The organism is Accumulibacter sp. (genome assembly GCF_029255125.1).
GTDB lineage: Bacteria > Pseudomonadota > Gammaproteobacteria > Burkholderiales > Rhodocyclaceae > Accumulibacter.
The window spans coordinates 1-18,441 of the sequence record NZ_JAPUVR010000112.1; the positions used below are offsets into that span (position 1 = coordinate 1).

Here is an 18,441-nt window from a genome sequence, read left to right on the forward strand (position 1 = left end):
AAAGAAGAACCAAGCAGCGAAGAAACACCAGCTCGATATCAATCTCTCGAAGAACATCCACCCCAAGAACATCCAACTTCACGCCGGCTCACGGCGACCACTTTCAGGTTGGCCGCGACAGGCCGTCGTGGCGATCACCGTGCAGGCGCTGGCGAACAAACCGCAAGCGATCGTACTGCTCTCCGGTTTTCATGATCCCTCGGGCGATGCGGCGGCCAACGCGCGATTGGCCAAGGCGCGTGCGGTCAGCGCGCGCACGGCTTTGCTCGCCAGCGGGGTCGAGGCCAGCCGCGTCAAGTTCCTCCGCAAGCCCGAGTCGACGATCGGCAGCGGCAGCCCGGAGGAGGGCAGGCGGATCGAAATTCGCGTGCAATAAGCGCGCGGCGGTCGTCAGTTGCCGAACACCGGCCGCGTCGCGCACGCTTGTTGCAGGTTTGCCTGCCGGTTTGCTGGATGAGCCGCGTCCAGGCCAACCTGCTGCTCACCCTGGTGGCCCTGATCTGGCGATCGGCTTTTGTCGCGCAGAGTCACGGCATGGCCGATAGCGGACCGCTGGCGTTCACCGGTGCGCGTTTCCTGATCGGCGCGCTGGTTGTGACGCCGCTGAGCTGGCGCGAATGGCAAGGTCTGCAGCGGCCGGACGGCCGGGCGCAAGGTCGTCGCCAGGTCTGGCAGATCGGCGGCCTGGGCGTACGCTTGCTGCTCGGCGCGGTGATGCAGCAGACCGGTCTGATCAGCACGACGGTGACCAACGCCGGTTTTCTGCCTGCGCTCTACGTTCCCCTGGTGCCGCTGCCCGGCTGGCTGGTCCAGCGCCAATTGCCGCACTGGTCGGTATGGCCCACCGGCCTGAGCTGTCCGCTCGGCGCTTTCCTGCTCTCCGGTGCGCATGAGTTGAGCATCGGTATCGGCGAACTTTGGGTGATCGCTTCGGCCTTGCACTGGGCGCTGCACATGCTGCTCGTCGGGCGGGTGGTCGATCGCCAGGGGGCGCCTTTTCTCGTCGCGGGCGGGCAGTTCTTCGTCTGCGCTCTGCTCGCCCTCGCTGGCGCGCTGCTCTTCGAACGCGTCGACCGGGCGGCACTGCGCGCGGCGGCCCTGCCCATCCTGTAGACCGGCGTGCTCTCGGTCGGCGTTGCCTTTTCCTGCCAGGTGATTGCGCAGCGCTACGCCGGCGCGGCGGATGCGGCGATCATTCTTTCGGCCGAACGGTGTTCGCGGCGCTCTTCGGCTTTCTGCTGATGGGCGACCGGCTCGACCTCGCCGGCCTCGGCGGTTGGGCGCTGATCCTGAGCGGCATTGGGGCGATCAATCTGCGTGCCGGCGGGAGGCCAACCGGCCGGTGGAGGTGACGGAGCAGCCCGGCGCAGGCGAGTGATCGGCCGGGTGTCGGCGAGGACACTGCCAAGCTCCAACCCCGGACGGCATCGCCGTCGACGGGTTCCTCGCTTGCCGCCAGCGGGCTGGCCGCGGCAAGTCGCGCTTTGCGCGTGCGCCGATCTCGGCACCGCTGCCGTGTCGAAAGGCATTGCATCGCGCCGGCTGATTGATGACAATGCGCGCGAGAGACCAGCGCCGCTCGCGCAGCCGGTTTTCCGATCGTCGTTGGCGGCGCCGTGCGTCGCTGATCGGGACCACCCGGATAAAGCGCGCGGGCAGTTTCCACAATACGAGGTAACGGGCGGCAAGTTCCCGCTGACGATGCCCGCTTGACGATGGTGCACGGTGCGTGGCCTGCAGTAGGCACGGCGCCCGGCGCGCAATGACGAGGAGGGTGTGATGCAGCGCAGAATTCTGGCGGGCGACCGACTGATCGCGACATTCCTGATCGGCTGCGTCCTCTTCAATTACCCCCTGCTTTCCTTGTTTGACCGTCCGCTGGCGCTCTTCGGCGTGCCGCTGATCTATGCCTACGTTTTCGCCGCCTGGGCGCTCGTCGTCGGGCTGATGGCCTGGGCGATCGAGCGCCGCATCAGTTAGGCGGCAGCAATGCTCGAAGCTCCGGTCGTCGTCACCGTTGCGCTGGTCTACCTCGGGCTGCTCTTCGCGGTCGCCTGGTGGGGCGACAAGCGGGCTGATCAGGGCAGGTCGATCATCGCCAATCCGACGATCTACGCCTTGTCGATGGCGGTCTATTGCACGACGTGGACGTTCTACGGCAGCGTTGGTCGCGCTGCCGTTTCCGGCATCGGCTTCCTGCCGGTCTATCTGGGTCCGACGCTGGTCATGGCGCTTGGCTGGTTCCTGCTGCTCAAGATGGTCCGCATCGTCAAGGCGAATCGCATCACCTCGATTGCCGACTTCATTTCCTCGCGCTACGGCAAGAGCCATCGTCTCGGCGGATTGGTGACGATCATCGCCGTGCTCGGCATCATTCCGTACATTGCGCTGCAGCTCAAGGCGGTATCGGGTACGGTCAGCCTGCTGCTCAGTTATCCGGACATCGTCATGCCGGATCGCAGCGCGACGATGTCGGTGGCGGCCGACATGAGCTTCTATATCGCGCTGATCCTGGCGGCGTTCACTATCGTTTTCGGGACGCGCCATCTCGACGCGACCGAACGCCACGAGGGGATGGTCGCGGCCATTGCCTTCGAGTCGAGCGTCAAGCTGGTCGCCTTCGTCACGGTCGGCGTCTTTGTCACCTACGGCATGTATGACGGTTTTGGCGACATTTTCGAGCACATCGCGACGCATCCGGAACTGCGCCGTCTGGTCACTGCCATTCCCTCCGGTCAGGGCTATACCGGCTGGTTTTCGCTGATCATTCTGTCGGGGCTGGCGGTGCTCTTTCTGCCCCGGCAGTTCCAGGTGGCGGTCGTCGAGAACGTCAACGAGGCCCACCTGAAGCGTGCTGCCTGGCTGTTTCCGCTTTACCTGCTGCTGATCAACGTCTTCGTCCTGCCGATCGCGCTCGGTGGCCTGCTGCATTTTTCCGGTCAGGCGGTCGATGCCGATACCTTCGTGTTGACGCTACCGATGTCGCAGCGCCAGCAAGGGCTGACCCTGCTCGTTTTCATTGGCGGCCTGTCGGCGGGTACGGGAATGGTCATCGTCGAGACGATCGCTCTGTCGACGATGGTCTGCAACGACCTCGTGATGCCGCTGCTGCTGCGCCGCAAGGCGGCGGCGCTGGAGGAACGCAAGGACCTTTCCGGTCTGCTGCTGGCCATTCGGCGCGGCGCGATCGTCGTCATCCTGCTGCTCGGTTACCTCTACTTCCGTCTCGCCGGCGAGGCGTACGCGCTGGTCGCCATCGGCTTGATCAGCTTCTCGGCTGTCGCCCAGTTTGCGCCGGCGATCATCGGCGGCATGTACTGGCGCGGCGGGACGCGCGCCGGTGCGCTGGCCGGCCTGTCGGCGGGTTTTCTCGTCTGGGGCTATACGCTTCTCCTCCCCTCGTTTGCCAAGTCGGGCTGGCTGCCGGCCGATTTCCTGACCCAGGGTCTGTTCGGCAGCGAATTGCTGCGGCCGCAGCAGCTCTTTGGCCTGACCGGCATGGACGAGATTTCGCACTGTCTGTTCTGGAGTAGTCTCGCCAATATCGGTGCCTATCTCGGTGTTTCGCTGCTGCGCCCGCCGCTGGCTGCCGAAGCGACACAGGCAACGCTGTTTGTCGATGCGCTGAAGGAAACCGGGCCGGTCGGCGCGGCGCTCTGGCGCGGGCGCGCGCAAGTCAGCGACCTGCGCGAGCTGGTCGGACGTTTCCTCGGCCCGACGCGTACGGAAGCGGCCTTTGCCGCGTTTGCCCGTCGGCGCGGCGGCAAGGGCGCGGCGCTCGAGGCCGATGCGCAGCTCGTGCAGTTTGCCGAATCGCTGCTCGCCGGCGCGATCGGCAGTGCTTCGGCGCGCGTCATGGTCGCCTCGGTGGCGAAGGAGGAGCCGTTGAGCCTCGAGGAAGTCATGCACATCCTCGACGAGGCTTCCCAGTTGCGGACCTACAGCCGCGAACTCGAACGCAAGTCGCGCGAGCTGACCGCGGCGACGCGCGAACTGCAGGACGCCAACGCGCGCCTGCAGGAGCTCGACAAGGTCAAGGACGACATCATGTCGTCGGTGACGCACGAACTCCGCACACCGCTGACTTCGATCCGCGCCTTCTCCGAGTTGCTGCGCGACGATCCGAAGATGCATCTGGCCGATCGCGAGCGCTTCCTCGGTCTGATCGTCAGCGAAACCGAGCGCCTGACGCGGCTGATCAATCAGACGCTCGATCTGGCCAAGATCGAATCCGGCCGGGCCGACTGGAACGGCTGCGAACTGGATTTGAAGGAAGTCGTCGAACAATCGGTGGCTGCGACCAGCCAGTTGTTCCGCGAGAAAGGGGCGCACGTCGAACTCGATCTGCCGGATAATCTGCCGCTGATTCTCGCCGACAGGGATCGTCTGGTGCAGGTCATGCTCAACCTGCTGTCGAATGCGGTCAAGTTCCTGCCGCCGGGCAGCGGCCGGGTGCACGTCGTTCTGCGCGCCTTGGCCGAGGGCCTCGAGGTCAGCGTGGCCGACAATGGGCCGGGCATCCGGGCTGAGGATCAGGCGCTGATCTTCGAGAAGTTCCGCCAGGTTGGCGACACGATGACCGCCAAACCCTCCGGCACCGGGCTTGGCCTGCCGATCAGCCGGCGCATCGTCGAGCATTTTGGCGGTCGGCTGTGGGTTGAAAGCGCGCCCGGCGAAGGGGCGACTTTCCGCTTCACCTTGCCCTACGCGGGCCCGGCGGAACCCGCCGCTGTGGCCGGCAATCCGGCATGACCCCGTCTTTTTGAGCGCAGTTCTTTCAGGATCGGAGTGTTTTGATGAGCAAGAGAATACTGATTGCCGACGACGAGCAGAATATCGTCATCTCAATCGAGTTTCTGCTGCGGCGGGAAGGATTCGAGGTCCTCGTCGCCAGTGACGGGGAAGAGGCGCTGGCGAAAGTGCGCGCCGAGCGGCCGGACCTGGTCTTGCTCGACGTCATGATGCCCCGGATGAACGGTTTCGACGTTTGTCAGGCGTTGCGCGCCGACCCCGATCTGGGCGGAACCCGCATTCTGATGCTCACCGCCAAAGGACGCGATACCGAAGTCAGCAAGGGGCTCGGGCTGGGCGCCGATGGCTACATGACCAAGCCTTTCTCGACCAAGGAACTGCTGGCCGAGGTGCGCAAGCTCCTGGGGATGTAGGTGAACGCGCCGCGCAGACTGGTCCTCTCCGCGCTCTTCGCCTGCCTGTTCGTGCTCGTTCTGGTCGGCGTCAGCGCCTTGCTGATGTTCGCCAGCGAGGCGGGTCCGGAGGGCGGTGGCCGCGCGCCTGAGGAGCGTCTCGTCGCGCTGTTCGCCGTCGTCGCGGTGGCCTGCGCGACGGTCTGCGCCGTGGTCTACCGCTTGTACGCGCTGTATGTCGCGGCGCCCTTGCGCCTGGCCGAAGAACTCGCGGCAACCAGCGCGCACAGTGGCCTGCGCGTGGGCGAGCACGGCGCCAGCGAAGTGCGTGTGCTCGGGCAGGCGGCCAACCAGGTTCTTGCCGTGCGCGATGCCCTTGAGCGCGATGTCGCCGAGCGCATTCGCGAGGCGCGCGCTTCGCTCGAGGAAGAACGCAGCCGCCTTGCCGCCCTGATGGCCGACTTGAGCCAGAGCGTCGTGGTGTGCAATCTGGATGGCCGGGTGCTGCTCTACAACCAGCGCGCCAAGCAGGAACTGTCGTCCGGACCGGACGGCACCAACGCCGAACTGCTCGGCCTGGGACGCTCGATCCACACCGTTTTCGATCGTGCGCTGATCGAACACGCACTCGAACGTCTGCAGCAGGCAAGCCGCGAGCGGGCGAGCGGCGCAGCCGCCAGCGAGAGCCGGAAACTGATCGGCTCGGCGCAGTTCGTTACCGCAACACGCGCCGGCAGACTGGTGCGCGCGCACATGACGCCGGTGCTGGGCAGCAATGGTCAGCATACGGCGCAGGTCGGCGATCTTTCGGTGACCGGCTTCGTCCTCGTACTTGACGACGTGACCAACACGAACGAGCGGCACGCTCGGCGCGACGCGCTGATCCAGTCGCTGATCGAAGGCGGGCGCGGCCCCTTGGGGAGCATCCGCGCCGCCGCCGAAATGCTCTCCGACGTGCCCGACATGCTGCCGGCGCAGCGCGACCGTTTTCTCGGCGTGATTCGCGACGAAGCCAAGGCGCTCTCGCTGCAGTTTGAATCAGCCGCCAGCGCGTTCTCGAACGACTTGCGCGAGCGCTGGCTGCTGGAAGAAATCCTCGGCGCCGAGCTGATCGCCGTCGCTGCCCGCCGGATCAGCGAAGCGCGTCCGGGCGAGCCGCACCCATTGGCCGTGAAGAGCGAGAATGTCGACGAGGATCTCTGGCTGCGCGTGGACAGTTTTGGCCTGTTGCAGGCGCTGCGCTACCTGGCGCTGCGCCTGCAGGACGAGTATCAGGTGCGTGAAGTGCGTCTCTGGCTGACGCGCAGCGGGCAACTGGCGCAACTCGATCTGTCGTGGCCGGGCACCTTCATGAACAACGAAACGGCGATGAGCTGGCTGCAGGACCCGATGACGATCGGCGGCGAAACCTCGCCGCTCAGCGTTACCGATGTCGTCGAGCGGTGCAACGGCGATATCTGGTTCCAGCGCGAGCGCGTTTCGCATCGCGCCTTTTTCCGCACGATGCTGCCCGCTGCCGAGGCGCCGAAGGACCTGCCGCGAGCGATCGTCGCTGCGAGCGAGGAAGAACGTCCGGAGTTCTACGATTTCGACCTCTTTTCCTGGTCGACCGCCGGTCACGAACTCGACGATCGGCCGTTGGCCGAGTTGTCCTACACGGTTTTCGACACCGAGACGACCGGCCTGCAGCCGTCGATGGGCGACGAAATCATTCAGATCGGCGCGACGCGCATCGTCAATCGCCGCCTGCTCCGGCACGAGTGCTTCGACCAGTTGATCAATCCGCATCGCGAGCTCTCGCGGCAGTCGATCGAGATTCACGGCATCACACAGGACGTTCTGGCGGACCAGCCGCCGGTCGAGGTTGCCCTGCCGAAATTCCACGCCTTTTGTGCCGATACCGTCCTGGTCGGACACAACGCGGCGTTCGACATGCGTTTCCTGCAACTGAAGGAGAAGAAGACCGGTATTCGCTTCGATCAACCGGTCCTCGACACGCTCCTCCTGTCGGCCGTACTCCACCCGAATCAGGCCTCGCACCGGCTGGAGGCGATCGCCGAGCGCCTCGGCGTCTCGGTCTTCGGCCGCCACACGGCGCTTGGTGATGCACTGGTCACTGGCGAGGTGTTCCTCAAGATGCTGCCCTTGCTGGCGGAAATCGGAATCACCACCTTGCGCCAGGCGCGCGAAGCGAGCGAGAGGACCTTCCATGCCCGCCTCAAGTACTGAGCGGGCTGCCGGCGTCGCTTCGTATTCCCCGTACGCCGCTCTGCGCCACCTGGTGCGCGCCCAGCCGCCGACCGTCGGGCCGGCGACCAGCGTGCAGGATACGCTGCTGCTGCTCGATCAGGCGCGCGCCGACGCGGTCGTCGTCGTCGACGCCGCGCGCGGCGTGCCGCTCGGCATCCTGACGCTGCACGACGTCGTTCGGCGGATTGCCATCGAGGCCTGCGACCTGCATGCACCGGTCGCCGCGGTGATGACCAGTGGCCTGATTACGCTGCCCGCCGACAGTACGGCGCACGCCGCCAGCGTCGTCATGGTGCGCCGCAACGTGCACCATCTGGTGCTGACCGAAGCCGATGGCCGCTACTTCAATCTGGTCTCGCAGAGCGATCTCTACGCGCTGCCGGGTGGCGAGAGTGCCGACCTCGTGCGCGCCATTCTGGCCGCGCAGGAGGTCGAGACGCTGGTTGCCCTGGCCGGCGAGCTGCGCGCTTTCGTTGCCCAACTGGTTGCCGGGCGGGTCAGCGCGGAAACGCTCTGCCAGCACCTTTCATCGCTGAATGACCTGCTCACGATGCAGGTGATCGAACTGATTGCTGGCCGTTTCGATCTGCCTTACGTCGAGTGGTGCTGGCTGGTCTTTGGCTCCGAAGGCAGGCTTGAGCAGACGCTGGCAACCGATCAGGACAACGGCCTGATTTTCGCTGCTACCGCAGACGACGAGGCGGAAACGCTGCAGGCGGCCTTTCTGCCTTTCGCCCGCGCCGTCAACGAGGCGCTCGACGCCTGCGGCTTTCCGCTATGCAAGGGCAACATCATGGCGAGCAACCCGCAATGGTGCCTGTCGGCCGAGCAATGGCGCTGCGCCTTTTCGGCCTGGCTGGAATCTCCGCAGCCGGAAGCGCTGCTCAACTCGAGCATTTTTTTCGACTTTCGCGCCCTCTACGGGCAGGATTCGCTGGCCAGCGAACTGCGTTCCTGGCTGTTGGCGCGAGCCGGTTCGTACCCGATCTTCCTGCGCGGAATGGTCGAGAATACGATGAACTGGGAGTCGCCGCTGAACTGGTGGAAAGGTTTCCGCTACGACAACGACAAAGACTTTCCGCACACCATCGACCTGAAGAAGCACGGCTCGCGGCCCTTCGTCGATGCGGCACGCATCTATGCGCTGGCGCGCGGCATCCCGGAAACGAACACGGTCGAGCGTTTGCGCATTGCCGGCGAGCAGGGCGGCTTGGCCGCCGCCGATCTCGGGGCGCAAATTGCCGCTTTCCAGCACATCCAGCGTCTGCGACTGAACAACCAGATGAATGGCGGTACGCCCGAGGCTTCGAACCGCATCGACCCCGACAGCTTGCACGAACTCGACCGGCTGATCCTGCGCGAAGCACTTAAACAGGTGCAGAACGTGCAGCGGCGGCTGCGGCGCGATTTCGCGCCCACCTGAGGCGCGCGCAGGGGTCGCGCGTGGCCGCTCAGGCGGCGGCGCGCAAGCGGAAACTGGCCGGGACCGAACTCACCTGGCGCGCCCCATAGTCGTAGAAGACAATACCCGTCTTGCCGCGCGCCACTTCGCGGCGCGTTTCGCGCTCGTGCATGCACCAGAGCAGATCGCAGCCCTTCTCGCTGAAGTCCGCCGCCGTCATCTGGACGAGCATCACCTCGCCGTGAAACGCTTCCGATTTGTACTGCACGGCAGCATCGGCGATGACGATGCCGACACCTTCCACATCAAGCTCGCTGTAGCCGAGAGACTTGAAGAAGCGCGCGCGCGCCTCGGAGACCACCGAAAGCAACATCGCGTTGTCGAGATGCCCGGCGTAGTTCAGGTGGCTCAGGTAGAGCGTGATCTCGGTCGAGAAGGTGAAGGCTCCCGGGAGGTCGATACGAACTCGTGGCAATACACTTCCTTTCCTGGCGACGATTCAGAAAAAGCGCTCCGGCGACGTTACTCTGAATTAACGATGTGCCGTCGGCGACATCAGCAGAACGTGCAGGCCGCGATCAATCCAGCGACCGAGCCAGACGAGGCTCTGGCGAATTGTACGGGCAGATACTTCGCCCGCGGCGACGCTGCGCCGTTGGCGCGCGTGTTCGACGATCTGCATGATTTGTTCGCGGGTAAGGTCGGCTTTCATTATGGTCATCCTTCTGTTGGGCTCGTAGCTGAGCGTTCAAGTGCAGTCTAGTGTCTGCTCATGGGCGCGACAAACGATCAATTGTCAGCCAATACATGAGAAAATCTCATTCATATGACCTACCGTCTTCCACCGCTGAACGCCTTGCGTGCCTTCGAAGCCGCTGCCCGCCACATGAGCTTCAAGCACGCGGGCGACGAACTGTCGGTGACGCCGACCGCCATCAGCCACCAGATTCGTGGTCTGGAAGAGTATCTGGGCTTTGCTCTCTTCCATCGCCTGACACGGGCTCTGGAACTGACGCGCGAAGGACGCGCGATGCTGCCGAAGGTACGCGAGGGCCTCGAATGCTTTGCCGCTGCCATCGAGAGCACGCGCCAACACCAGACCGGCGGGCGCTTGCTCGTCACCTCGCCGCCGGCCTTCGCCGCCCGCTGGCTGATTCGCCATCTGCCGAGCCTGACGGCCGGACATCCGGAACTGCAACTGCATATGACGGCATCGCTCGACATGATCGATGCGCGCGATGCGCCCACTGTGCTTCGCCATGAGCGGGTCGACGTGCGCGACGATGAAACGCCGGTGTTCATTCGTTTCGGGCATGGGCGTTACGCCGGTTGTCGCTCCGACCGCCTTTTCTCGCCCGCCTATACGGCAGTCTGCAGCCCGCGCCTGCTCTTCGGCATGCGGCCCCTGAACGTGCCGGCCGACCTGCGTCGGCACAATCTGCTGCACGACGACTCGATCGCCGAGCTTCTCGACCGTCCGACCTGGGCCGAGTGGCTGCAACTTGCCGGGGTCGGCGGCATCGATCCGGGCGCCGGAACGCATTTCAGCGACCCCGGTCTGGTCCTTTCGGCGGCGATCGACGGGGTCGGCATTGCGCTCGCCTCGAAACCGCTGGTCGAAGGCGAAGTGACGGCCGGTCGGCTGGTCGCGCCCTTCGACATCGTTCTGCGTCGTCGGCAAGCCTACTATCTCGTCGTACCCGAGGCAGTAGCCGATCGGCCGACGGTCGGCGTCTTCCGCGAATGGCTGCTCGGCGAAGCGGCAAAGGTCCTGCAGGACTAGTTTCACTGATGTATCCTTGGCAGGTGCCGGCGCGGGCGAAGCGGCCCTGAACGACGCTGGTGATCGCGTAGCCGACGCAGCGGGTCGCAGAACAACCTGAGAAGGGTGGAGAATAACCTCATGAACAAGCTGTCCCTCCTCGATCTGGGTTTCTTCATCGCCGAATCGGCCGCCAGCCCGAAGCACGTCGGTGGGCTGATGATCTACAAGCGGCCGGCGAAAACGAAAGTGAGCTTTGCCGTCGACCTCTACCGGGAACTGCTGACTTTCACTGACGTGAAGCCGCCGTTCAACCGCATCATCCACTTCTCGCTCACCGGGATGCCGACCTGGCAGGAAAGCGAGACCGTCGATCTGGCGCAGCACGTCTTCTACCACAAGCTGCGGCGCGGTAAGAACGAACGCCAGGATCTCTACCATCTGGTTTCTCAATTGCATCAGCCGATGCTCGACCGTGCGCGCCCATTGTGGGAGATGCACGTGATCGACGGCCTCAGCGAAGCGCGCTTCGCGCTCTACATGAAGATGCATCATGCCTGTGCCGATGGCGTGACGATGATGCGCTGGGCCGCCGAGTCACTCGCCGTCACCGCAGAAGACCGCGAATTGCGCCCGCTCTGGTCGGTCGGCCGGCGGGCGAACAAGAAGCGGCTGCAGCAACTCGAAGACGAAATGACATCGTCGCTGCTCAGCGATCTGGCGGGCGCCGGCAAGCGCCTGCTCGGCATCGGCCGGCTTGCCGCAATGCTGCTGCTGGAAAGCGTCAAGCTGACCAAGAACGCCATTTCGCTGCCTTTCGTCGCCGACGGCAACACGCCGTTGACCGGACAAGTCACTCCGGGTCGCCAGTTTGCGACGACCAGCCTGAGCATGGAGCGGGTGAACCTGATTCGCACGCGGACACGTTCGACGCTCAACCATGTGGCGCTGACCTGCCTTGACGGCGCCTTGCATCGCTATCTGCACGAGCAGGGCATCGATCTGCAGAAGCCGATCACCATCCAGATGCCGGTCAACCTGCGCAAGGAAGGCGAGGAAAGCCTGGGCAACAAGATCGGCATCATTCAGGTCGAGCTTTCGCCACCGACCGACGACCCTTATGTTCGCCTGCGCAACATCGGCTTCTCGTTGCGCAATGTGCGCTCGATGATCGACAGCGTCGCGCCCGAAGCGATCGAGTCCTACACGCTGATCACCGGCGTCGTCGGCCAGCTTGCCGAGATGCTCAATCTGAGCAAGCGCCTGCCGCCGACCGGCAACACGCTGGTTTCCAACGTTCCCGGCCCGCGCGAACATCTGTACATTCTCGGCGCCCGGATGGAGGAACTGCACCCGATCAGCACGCTGCCGCCAGGCAACCTGCTCAACATCACGCTCTTCAGCTACGCTGGGCAGCTCTATTTTGGCCTGATTGCCACCGACGAACTGCCCAAGCTCGACGATCTGAGCCTTTACATCAACGAAGCATTCGGCGAACTCGAGAAGGCCGTCCTCGACGCGCACCAGCCGGCCGCCTGAGCGCCCGCGCACGATTGGCCGCGCTGCTGCGGGGGGATGAGTTGATCGGAAAAGAAAAGACCGGGCATTGCACCCGGTCCAAACACTCGGCTATGAGTTGGCCGCAAGCTTCGTGCCGGCCCTTCCACAACGACCGTCAGATGGCCGACGCTGTGTTGCAGTGCTCCGAGCCGAGCCGAACGCCCCAGCCGGGGCTTCTTCTACCTTCTTCGGAATTGCCTGAAGCAGTGCGCAAACGATACGCCCGGAAGCAAGCGCTGTCCGTGCAGGATGTCACACTTTCCGGCAAATCGACCGCGTGCCGCGCCAGTCGCCGCTTGCCCGGACCCACCCGATGACCAAAGGTCGCGCTCTGGAGCACCCGTCAGCGGCGCCGCTCGCCGAACGCCTGCGCCCGCGCACGCTGGCCGAAGTGATCGGACAGCAGCATCTGCTCGCGGTCGGCAAACCGCTGGCCATTGCGTTTGCTTCCGGGCAACTGCACAGCATGATCCTCTGGGGTCCACCCGGTGTCGGCAAGACGACGCTCGCCCGTCTGATGGCCGACGCCTTCGCCGCCGAATTCGTCGCCATCTCGGCCGTCTTCTCGGGCGTCAAGGACATCCGCGAAGCGGTCGGGCGCGCCGAGGCGACGCGCGCCAGCAGCGGCCGGCCCACCATACTCTTCGTGGACGAAGTGCATCGCTTCAACAAGGCGCAGCAGGACGCGTTTCTGCCCTACGTCGAGGCTGGACTGCTCACCTTCATCGGCGCGACGACCGAGAATCCGTCCTTTGAGGTGATTCCGGCGCTGCTCTCGCGCGCCGCAGTGTATGTCCTGCAGCCACTTTCGGGCGAGGAGATGGGCGAACTGCTGGAACGCGGCCGGCAGTGCGCGCTGCCTGCCGCGAGCCTTGACCCGGGCGCGCGCGAACGCCTGATCGGACTGGCCGACGGTGACGCCCGGCGGCTGCTCAACCTGCTCGAACAGATCGCGACGGCGGCTGCCGTGGCTGGCGTGACGGCGATCGACGGCGACTTCGTCGAACATACGCTGGCCCAGACGCTGCGCCGCTTCGACAAGCAGGGCGACACCTTCTATGACCAGATTTCCGCCCTGCACAAGTCAGTACGCGGCTCATCGCCGGATGCGGCGCTTTACTGGTTCTGCCGCATGCTCGATGGTGGCGCCGATGCGCGCTACCTGGCACGCCGGATCATCCGCATGGCCTGGGAAGATATCGGTCTGGCCGATCCGCGCGCTGCGCGCATCGCACTCGACGCCGCCGAGACCTACGAACGTCTGGGGTCGCCCGAGGGCGAGCTGGCGCTTGCCGAAGCGGTCATCTATCTGGCGCTGGCGGCCAAGTCGAACGCCGGCTACCTCGCGTATAATGCGGCGCGCAGCTTCGTCGGCAGCGACGCCTCGCGGCCCGTTCCGATGCACCTGCGCAATGCGCCGACCCGCCTGATGAAGCAACTCGGCCACGGCAAGGAGTACCGCTACGCACACGACGAAGCCGACGCCTATGCCGCCGGCGAGGACTATTTCCCGCTCGGCATGGCGAAGGTCGAATGGTATCGCCCGGTCGCACGCGGGCTGGAAATTCGTATTGGCGAAAAACTGGCCCATCTGCGCGAACTCGACCGACGAGCGCGGAAAGAGCCGCGTTAGGCGGCGGGCAAACCACCGTCTGGCCGGGCCTGCGCAGGTCGTCGCGCGCGAGCTCGAGCTTGCCACCGGGCGCCCTGCCGCGTAGGCGGAAGAACAAGGACTGAGCATGCTCGACATCCAACTGTTACGCAATGACCTCGACGGCGTCGCCGAACGTCTGGCGACGCGCGGCTATACGCTGGACTGCGCCGGCTTTCGTCGGCTGGACAGCGAGCGCAAGACGCTGCAGACGCGGACCCAGGACCTGCAGGCTCGACGCAATGCGCTCTCCCGGCAGGTCGGTGTGGCTAAGAGTCGGGCAGAGGATGTCACTGCCATCCTCGACGAGGTAGCTGCGTGCAAGGCCGAACTGGAAACGAACGAAGCACACCTGGACCAACTGCTCGCCGAACTCGACGCCTTCGTCGCGCGCGTTCCCAATCTGCCACAGGCCGACGTGCCGCTGGGCCGCTCAGCCGACGATAACGTCGAAAACAAGCGCTGGGGCACGCCGCGCAGCTTCGCCTTCACCCCGCGCGACCACGTCGATCTCGGTGAAGCGCTTGGCCAGATGGACTTCGCCGCCGCGGTCAAGATCTCCGGCACGCGCTTCTCGCTGATCAAGGGCCAGCTTGCCCACCTGCACCGCGCGCTCGCCCAGTTCATGCTCGACACCCACACTGCGCAGCACGGGTATGCCGAGATCTACTCACCTTATCTGGTCAATGCCGCCAGCCTGTTCGGGACCGGGCAGTTGCCGAAATTCGAGGACGACCTGTTCAAGATTCTGCGCCCGGAGGCCGAGCCGCTCTACCTGATCCCGACGGCCGAGGTGCCGGTGACCAACATCGTGCGTAACGAAATCCTCAGCGCCGAAGCGCTGCCCTTGAAATTCGTCTGTCACACGCCGTGTTTCCGTTCCGAAGCCGGCTCCTACGGCCGCGACACGCGCGGCATGATCCGCCAGCACCAGTTCGACAAGGTAGAACTGGTGCAGATCGTCGCCGCCGAGGCATCGTCCGCCGCGCATGAAGAACTCACCGCGCACGCCGAGCGCATCCTCGAACTGCTTGAACTGCCCTACCGCCGCGTCACCCTGTGCACCGGCGACATGGGTTTCTCGTCGGCCAAGACCTACGACCTGGAAGTCTGGCTTCCCGCACAGCAGGCCTACCGCGAAATCTCGTCCTGCTCCAACTTTGCCGCCTTCCAGGCACGCCGCATGCAGGCGCGCTACCGCGGCGCCCGCGGCCGGCCGGAACTCGTGCATACCTTGAACGGCTCCGGCCTGGCCGTCGGTCGCACGTTGGTCGCCGTGCTGGAAAACTACCAGAACGCCGACGGCAGCATCGCCGTTCCCCGGCTGTTGCAGCCCTATCTTGGCGGCCGCCAGCGCATTGCTGTCGACTGAGCGGCGTCCTCAGCGGGCGGCGCCGTGCCGCGCGACCGGTCGGCCCGGCCGCCGGCCTCCCGGAGGCAAAGCACCAACGGCCGGACGCTCGACGCGGTGTAAGCAAAGCTTCCCAGCCGGCTGTCTTGTGCTAAGATCCGCGCTCCGGAGAGGTGGCAGAGTGGTCGAATGTACCTGACTCGAAATCAGGCGTAGGTGGAAGCCTACCGTGGGTTCGAATCCCACCCTCTCCGCCAGTCATACAGCAAAGACGCGCCTTTCGGCGCGTTTTTGTTTTCCTCTGACGAGTCGCTATCGAATGAGCTTCGACAAGCTGCGCGCGCCCCATTGCCTCGACGCTGCGCCTTCCTGGTTGCCACGATCCGGCGCCGCGCGTCGGTCATCCTGATCTCCCCGAACGACGACCCGATGGCGGGTTCACCGAGCAGAACGATGTTTGCCAGGAGCGGCAGTCTCCGGACGATGGACGAACTCCACTGGTGGCTGGCTGCCCACCGAGAGGCAAGCCTAGCGTTTGCCCCGGCGACTGGCTGTCCGATGGAAGAGGGGCGTCTTGTGAGTTCGCGGCGCCCTGCGCAAGCGCTGATTGCGCCTCCCGGGCGGGGAAGTCTTCGCCGCCGGACGGGCTCGGGAGCCGGCCGCAAGAACTTGCGAACTGCGCCAACTCACGAGCGTCCGGGCGCGTCGGCCGCCACCAAGGGTACGCTAGGCCGGGCTTGGCGCACCCTTGAGCGCGCCAACCACGCATTGAGAGCGCCCGACCGAGGTTCCGACGCATCGCCGGACAGCGGCGCTGACTGGCGTCTATCCAGCAAGAGAAGCAAGCTTACCTTCTTGTCATCGAAGCGGACGAGCGAATTTACGGCAAGCCTTGGACTTGAGACTGGCAAGTCCTTGCACATGCGGATCTGCTCCGCGAAGGTGCAGTGCTGCGGCTCTACCGCCTTCCGGACATCGGGCGCGTACCCATCGAGTGTCTCCTCGCTCCGCCGCTAGGCGAACACCAACTCCAACGCCGGAGGATGGGGGCGCAGGCAGAGATCGTCGCCCCCCCACTCGGCCGATTGCTGCGCGTAGTCCTCTGGAAAGGCGAAGAGGCCGTCGCGGGCGGAGCGCCGGTAGGGCTCGACGCGGCAATGCCAGCCGGGGCTCTCGCTGACGCGGAGGTAGCAGCGAAGGGGCCGCTTCCAGTGACCGCAGGCTCTCCGAGGCGAAAGCGGCGGCCACTCGCGGCAGGTTCTTGCGCTTCCGCTCGTAGCTCAGCGTGTCGGTGCGGTGAAAGCTCGTCGCTCCACGTCGGAGTTTCGGATGGTCGAAAAATACCGTCATCGCCCGTTCGTCGTGGCCAGGTGACGCCATCAACCCGTCGCGAAACGCGGCCAGCGTGTCGTTATCGAGGTGGAACTCCGCCTCATCGAGAACGGCCAGCGCGCCGACAGCGCACGCCATGTCGCGGGTCTCGCGGGACTCGGTTGCCAGGCGCGCGCGCGCGGCTTCGGCTAGGCCCATCCAGGCATCAAACAGCGCTTCGATTCGGGATTTCTTCATCGCCGTGCAATCGAATCTCTGCAGCAACTCGCGCCCCAAGAGCTTGCACGCCAACATTCTGCATCTGCCAGAAGCACTCGCGAGTCGAGTAGTTACGGGGATGTTCACTTTCAGGAGATCAAGAACGTGATGAATTTGGACTAGGCCGAACTTTGCGGTACATTACCGTACTTCCGCAGTACAAGCGCCACACAAGGAAAAGCAATGGCTACCGGCAAGACAGCCATCTTGAGTCTTCGCATCGAACCGGGCCTGAAAGAAGCGCTGCGCGCTGCCGCCGAGCAGGAACACCGCAGCATCGCCAACATGGTGGAAGTGATGATCCGGGAGTATTGCGGGCGAAACAATGTCGCTCTTGGCGAGCAACCCGCACCCATCTACAACATGCAGCCTCCGGCAGCCGACGAGGCAAAATCGCCAAGAAGCAAGAAGGACGCATGAACACCAAAGAAGTCATCGACCGCATCTTCAAGGAGCCCGGTGTCCCGTTTGAACTGACGGAATTCGAGAACCTCGGCAGGCCCATACACGAGATTCTCTCCGTCTACCCGAAGCCCGCCACGACCGGCAAGGATGCGGGCAAGACGAAGTACTACCTGAAGAGCTTGATCCCGTTCTCGACCGGCAACGACGAAGTGCAGGTGTATGCCGAGGGCGGCAGGTCGGCACCCGAGGAGATCGTCAGGCAGCTTTGGGTCTACAAGCTGATGCACCAATACGGCTACCGGGCAGATGAAATCGACCTGGAAAAAGGCGTTCAATTCGGCACCGAGGTCGGCACCAAGGCGGCCGACATCATCGTCTATGCTGATGCGACCAAGCTCACGCCCAAGATCATCGTCGAGTGCAAGAAGCCCAAGCGCAAGGACGGCATCGAGCAGCTCAAGAGCTACATGAACGCCAAGGGCGCACCGGTCGCCTTGTGGTCCAACGGGGCCGACAGCATCATCCTCTATCGGCCCTACCCGGCGCAGTTCGATGACACGCTGTTCGACATCCCGAGGCGCGGCCAAGCGCCCAAGGATGTGCTCGAAGCCAGCAAGACGCTCCTGCAGCTCAAGAAGGACTTCAACTTCAAGAAGATCATTCAGGATCTGGAAGAGCTGGTCCTGGCCGACAGCGGCAAGGAGGAGTTCAACGAGATCTTCAAGCTGATCTTCGCCAAAATCTGGGACGAGAAGGAGGCATTGGAGCATCGGGCAAACAAGGTCGTCGAGTTCCGCAAGGCCATCGACCCCGTGATCACTTACGGCCGTATCAACAACCTGTTTCACAAAGCGTGCGAAGAATGGCCCGGCATCTTCAAGGACGGCGAGGATATCGACTTGGCGAACCGCCATCTCCAGGTGTGCGTTGGCCCCATCGAGGGCGTGCGCCTGCTCGGATCGAACCTGCGCATCATGGATGATGCTTTCGAATACCTGCTGCCGACCGAGGCCAAGAAGAAGAAAGGGCAGTTCTTCACGCCGCGCCATGTCGTTGAAATGTGCGTGCGCATGCTCAACCCGAAGCGCACCGAATACGTCATGGACCCGGCGTGTGGGTCAGGCGGCTTTCTGCTGCACGCCATGGACTGGTGCTACCGCGCCAGGGACAACGAGCAGCGCGAACTGCGCAAGCACAGGTACGCGTCCAGGTACCTGTGGGGCATCGACTTCGAACAGCGCGCCGCCAAGACGTCGCGTGCCCTGATGCTGATTGCCGGCGACGGACACACCAACATCTTCGGGCCTGATGTCAGCAGCCTCGACC

At 64.4% G+C, this 18,441-nt stretch carries 16 protein-coding genes and 1 tRNA gene; 15 read left to right on the top strand and 2 right to left on the bottom strand.

What is annotated here, in order from left to right; translation table 11 throughout:
• The 8 genes from Q1L59_RS11700 to Q1L59_RS11735 all read left to right on the top strand — a co-directional run.
• On the top strand, nt 1–376 hold a 376-nt coding region (locus Q1L59_RS11700), incomplete at its 5' end, for an OmpA family protein (protein ID WP_300332394.1).
• Between the two features lie 77 nt (nt 377–453).
• A complete protein-coding gene (locus Q1L59_RS11705; RefSeq protein WP_300332396.1) occupies nt 454–1,113 on the top strand; it encodes a DMT family transporter in 660 nt (219 codons plus the stop codon).
• 98 nt (nt 1,114–1,211) lie between these two features.
• Nucleotides 1,212–1,352, top strand: a complete 141-nt coding sequence (locus Q1L59_RS11710; RefSeq protein ID WP_300332398.1) for a hypothetical protein — start codon at nt 1,212–1,214, stop codon at nt 1,350–1,352.
• Between the two features lie 427 nt (nt 1,353–1,779).
• Complete coding sequence (locus tag Q1L59_RS11715) at nt 1,780–1,980, top strand: hypothetical protein (protein ID WP_300332400.1); 201 nt, start codon at nt 1,780–1,782, stop codon at nt 1,978–1,980.
• A gap of 9 nt (nt 1,981–1,989) precedes the next feature.
• Nucleotides 1,990–4,752, top strand: a complete 2,763-nt coding sequence (locus tag Q1L59_RS11720; protein WP_300332402.1) for a sensor histidine kinase — start codon at nt 1,990–1,992, stop codon at nt 4,750–4,752.
• A gap of 44 nt (nt 4,753–4,796) precedes the next feature.
• Nucleotides 4,797–5,165, top strand: coding sequence for a response regulator (locus Q1L59_RS11725; RefSeq protein WP_300332404.1), 369 nt, complete (start codon nt 4,797–4,799; stop codon nt 5,163–5,165).
• A complete protein-coding gene (locus Q1L59_RS11730; RefSeq protein ID WP_300332406.1) occupies nt 5,166–7,373 on the top strand; it encodes an exonuclease domain-containing protein in 2,208 nt (735 codons plus the stop codon).
• Nucleotides 7,354–8,817 (top strand): DUF294 nucleotidyltransferase-like domain-containing protein, encoded by a 1,464-nt coding sequence (locus Q1L59_RS11735; RefSeq protein ID WP_300332408.1) that lies wholly within the window; start codon nt 7,354–7,356, stop codon nt 8,815–8,817. The genes Q1L59_RS11730 and Q1L59_RS11735 overlap by 20 nt, the downstream gene beginning before the upstream one ends.
• Nucleotides 8,818–8,845: 28 nt before the next feature.
• On the opposite strand, the gene Q1L59_RS11740 is transcribed toward Q1L59_RS11735, so the two are convergent.
• The gene (locus Q1L59_RS11740) at nt 8,846–9,271 is read right to left on the bottom strand and encodes a thioesterase family protein (protein ID WP_300332410.1); all 426 of its coding nucleotides are present in this window, start codon (nt 9,269–9,271) and stop codon (nt 8,846–8,848) included.
• 57 nt (nt 9,272–9,328) lie between these two features.
• Complete coding sequence (locus Q1L59_RS11745; RefSeq protein WP_300332411.1) at nt 9,329–9,508, bottom strand: hypothetical protein; 180 nt, start codon at nt 9,506–9,508, stop codon at nt 9,329–9,331.
• A 114-nt stretch (nt 9,509–9,622) separates the two neighbouring features.
• Here Q1L59_RS11745 and gcvA point away from each other — a divergent pair, with 114 nt between their 5' ends.
• The 7 genes from gcvA to Q1L59_RS11780 all read left to right on the top strand — a co-directional run.
• Complete coding sequence (gcvA, locus tag Q1L59_RS11750; protein WP_300332413.1) at nt 9,623–10,579, top strand: transcriptional regulator GcvA; 957 nt, start codon at nt 9,623–9,625, stop codon at nt 10,577–10,579.
• 120 nt (nt 10,580–10,699) lie between these two features.
• Nucleotides 10,700–12,097 (top strand): wax ester/triacylglycerol synthase family O-acyltransferase, encoded by a 1,398-nt coding sequence (locus Q1L59_RS11755; protein ID WP_300332415.1) that lies wholly within the window; start codon nt 10,700–10,702, stop codon nt 12,095–12,097.
• Nucleotides 12,098–12,431: 334 nt separating this feature from the next.
• Nucleotides 12,432–13,751: a replication-associated recombination protein A gene (locus Q1L59_RS11760; RefSeq protein ID WP_300332417.1), complete on the top strand. Its 1,320-nt coding sequence runs from the start codon at nt 12,432–12,434 to the stop codon at nt 13,749–13,751.
• Nucleotides 13,752–13,857: 106 nt separating this feature from the next.
• The gene (gene serS, locus Q1L59_RS11765) at nt 13,858–15,141 is read left to right on the top strand and encodes a serine--tRNA ligase (protein ID WP_300332418.1); all 1,284 of its coding nucleotides are present in this window, start codon (nt 13,858–13,860) and stop codon (nt 15,139–15,141) included.
• Nucleotides 15,142–15,287: 146 nt separating this feature from the next.
• Nucleotides 15,288–15,377, top strand: a tRNA-Ser gene (locus Q1L59_RS11770).
• 1,516 nt (nt 15,378–16,893) lie between these two features.
• Complete coding sequence (locus Q1L59_RS11775) at nt 16,894–17,130, top strand: hypothetical protein (protein WP_300332420.1); 237 nt, start codon at nt 16,894–16,896, stop codon at nt 17,128–17,130.
• The coding region (locus Q1L59_RS11780; protein ID WP_300332422.1) for a type I restriction enzyme HsdR N-terminal domain-containing protein at nt 17,127–18,441 on the top strand (1,315 nt) is incomplete at its 3' end. The genes Q1L59_RS11775 and Q1L59_RS11780, both read left to right, overlap by 4 nt.

What these genes read in the sequence shown, in the direction of transcription:
- Q1L59_RS11705 (WP_300332396.1), top strand. Translation starts at nt 454, where the DNA reads ATGAGCCGCGTCCAGGCCAACCTGCTGCTCACCCTGGTGGCCCTGATC.
- Q1L59_RS11715 (WP_300332400.1), top strand. Translation starts at nt 1,780, where the DNA reads ATGCAGCGCAGAATTCTGGCGGGCGACCGACTGATCGCGACATTCCTG.
- Q1L59_RS11720 (WP_300332402.1), top strand. Translation starts at nt 1,990, where the DNA reads ATGCTCGAAGCTCCGGTCGTCGTCACCGTTGCGCTGGTCTACCTCGGG.
- Q1L59_RS11725 (WP_300332404.1), top strand. Translation starts at nt 4,797, where the DNA reads ATGAGCAAGAGAATACTGATTGCCGACGACGAGCAGAATATCGTCATC.
- Q1L59_RS11735 (WP_300332408.1), top strand. Translation starts at nt 7,354, where the DNA reads ATGCCCGCCTCAAGTACTGAGCGGGCTGCCGGCGTCGCTTCGTATTCC.
- Q1L59_RS11745 (WP_300332411.1), bottom strand. Translation starts at nt 9,508, where the DNA reads ATGAAAGCCGACCTTACCCGCGAACAAATCATGCAGATCGTCGAACAC.
- gcvA (WP_300332413.1), top strand. Translation starts at nt 9,623, where the DNA reads ATGACCTACCGTCTTCCACCGCTGAACGCCTTGCGTGCCTTCGAAGCC.
- Q1L59_RS11755 (WP_300332415.1), top strand. Translation starts at nt 10,700, where the DNA reads ATGAACAAGCTGTCCCTCCTCGATCTGGGTTTCTTCATCGCCGAATCG.
- Q1L59_RS11760 (WP_300332417.1), top strand. Translation starts at nt 12,432, where the DNA reads ATGACCAAAGGTCGCGCTCTGGAGCACCCGTCAGCGGCGCCGCTCGCC.
- serS (WP_300332418.1), top strand. Translation starts at nt 13,858, where the DNA reads ATGCTCGACATCCAACTGTTACGCAATGACCTCGACGGCGTCGCCGAA.
- Q1L59_RS11775 (WP_300332420.1), top strand. Translation starts at nt 16,894, where the DNA reads ATGGCTACCGGCAAGACAGCCATCTTGAGTCTTCGCATCGAACCGGGC.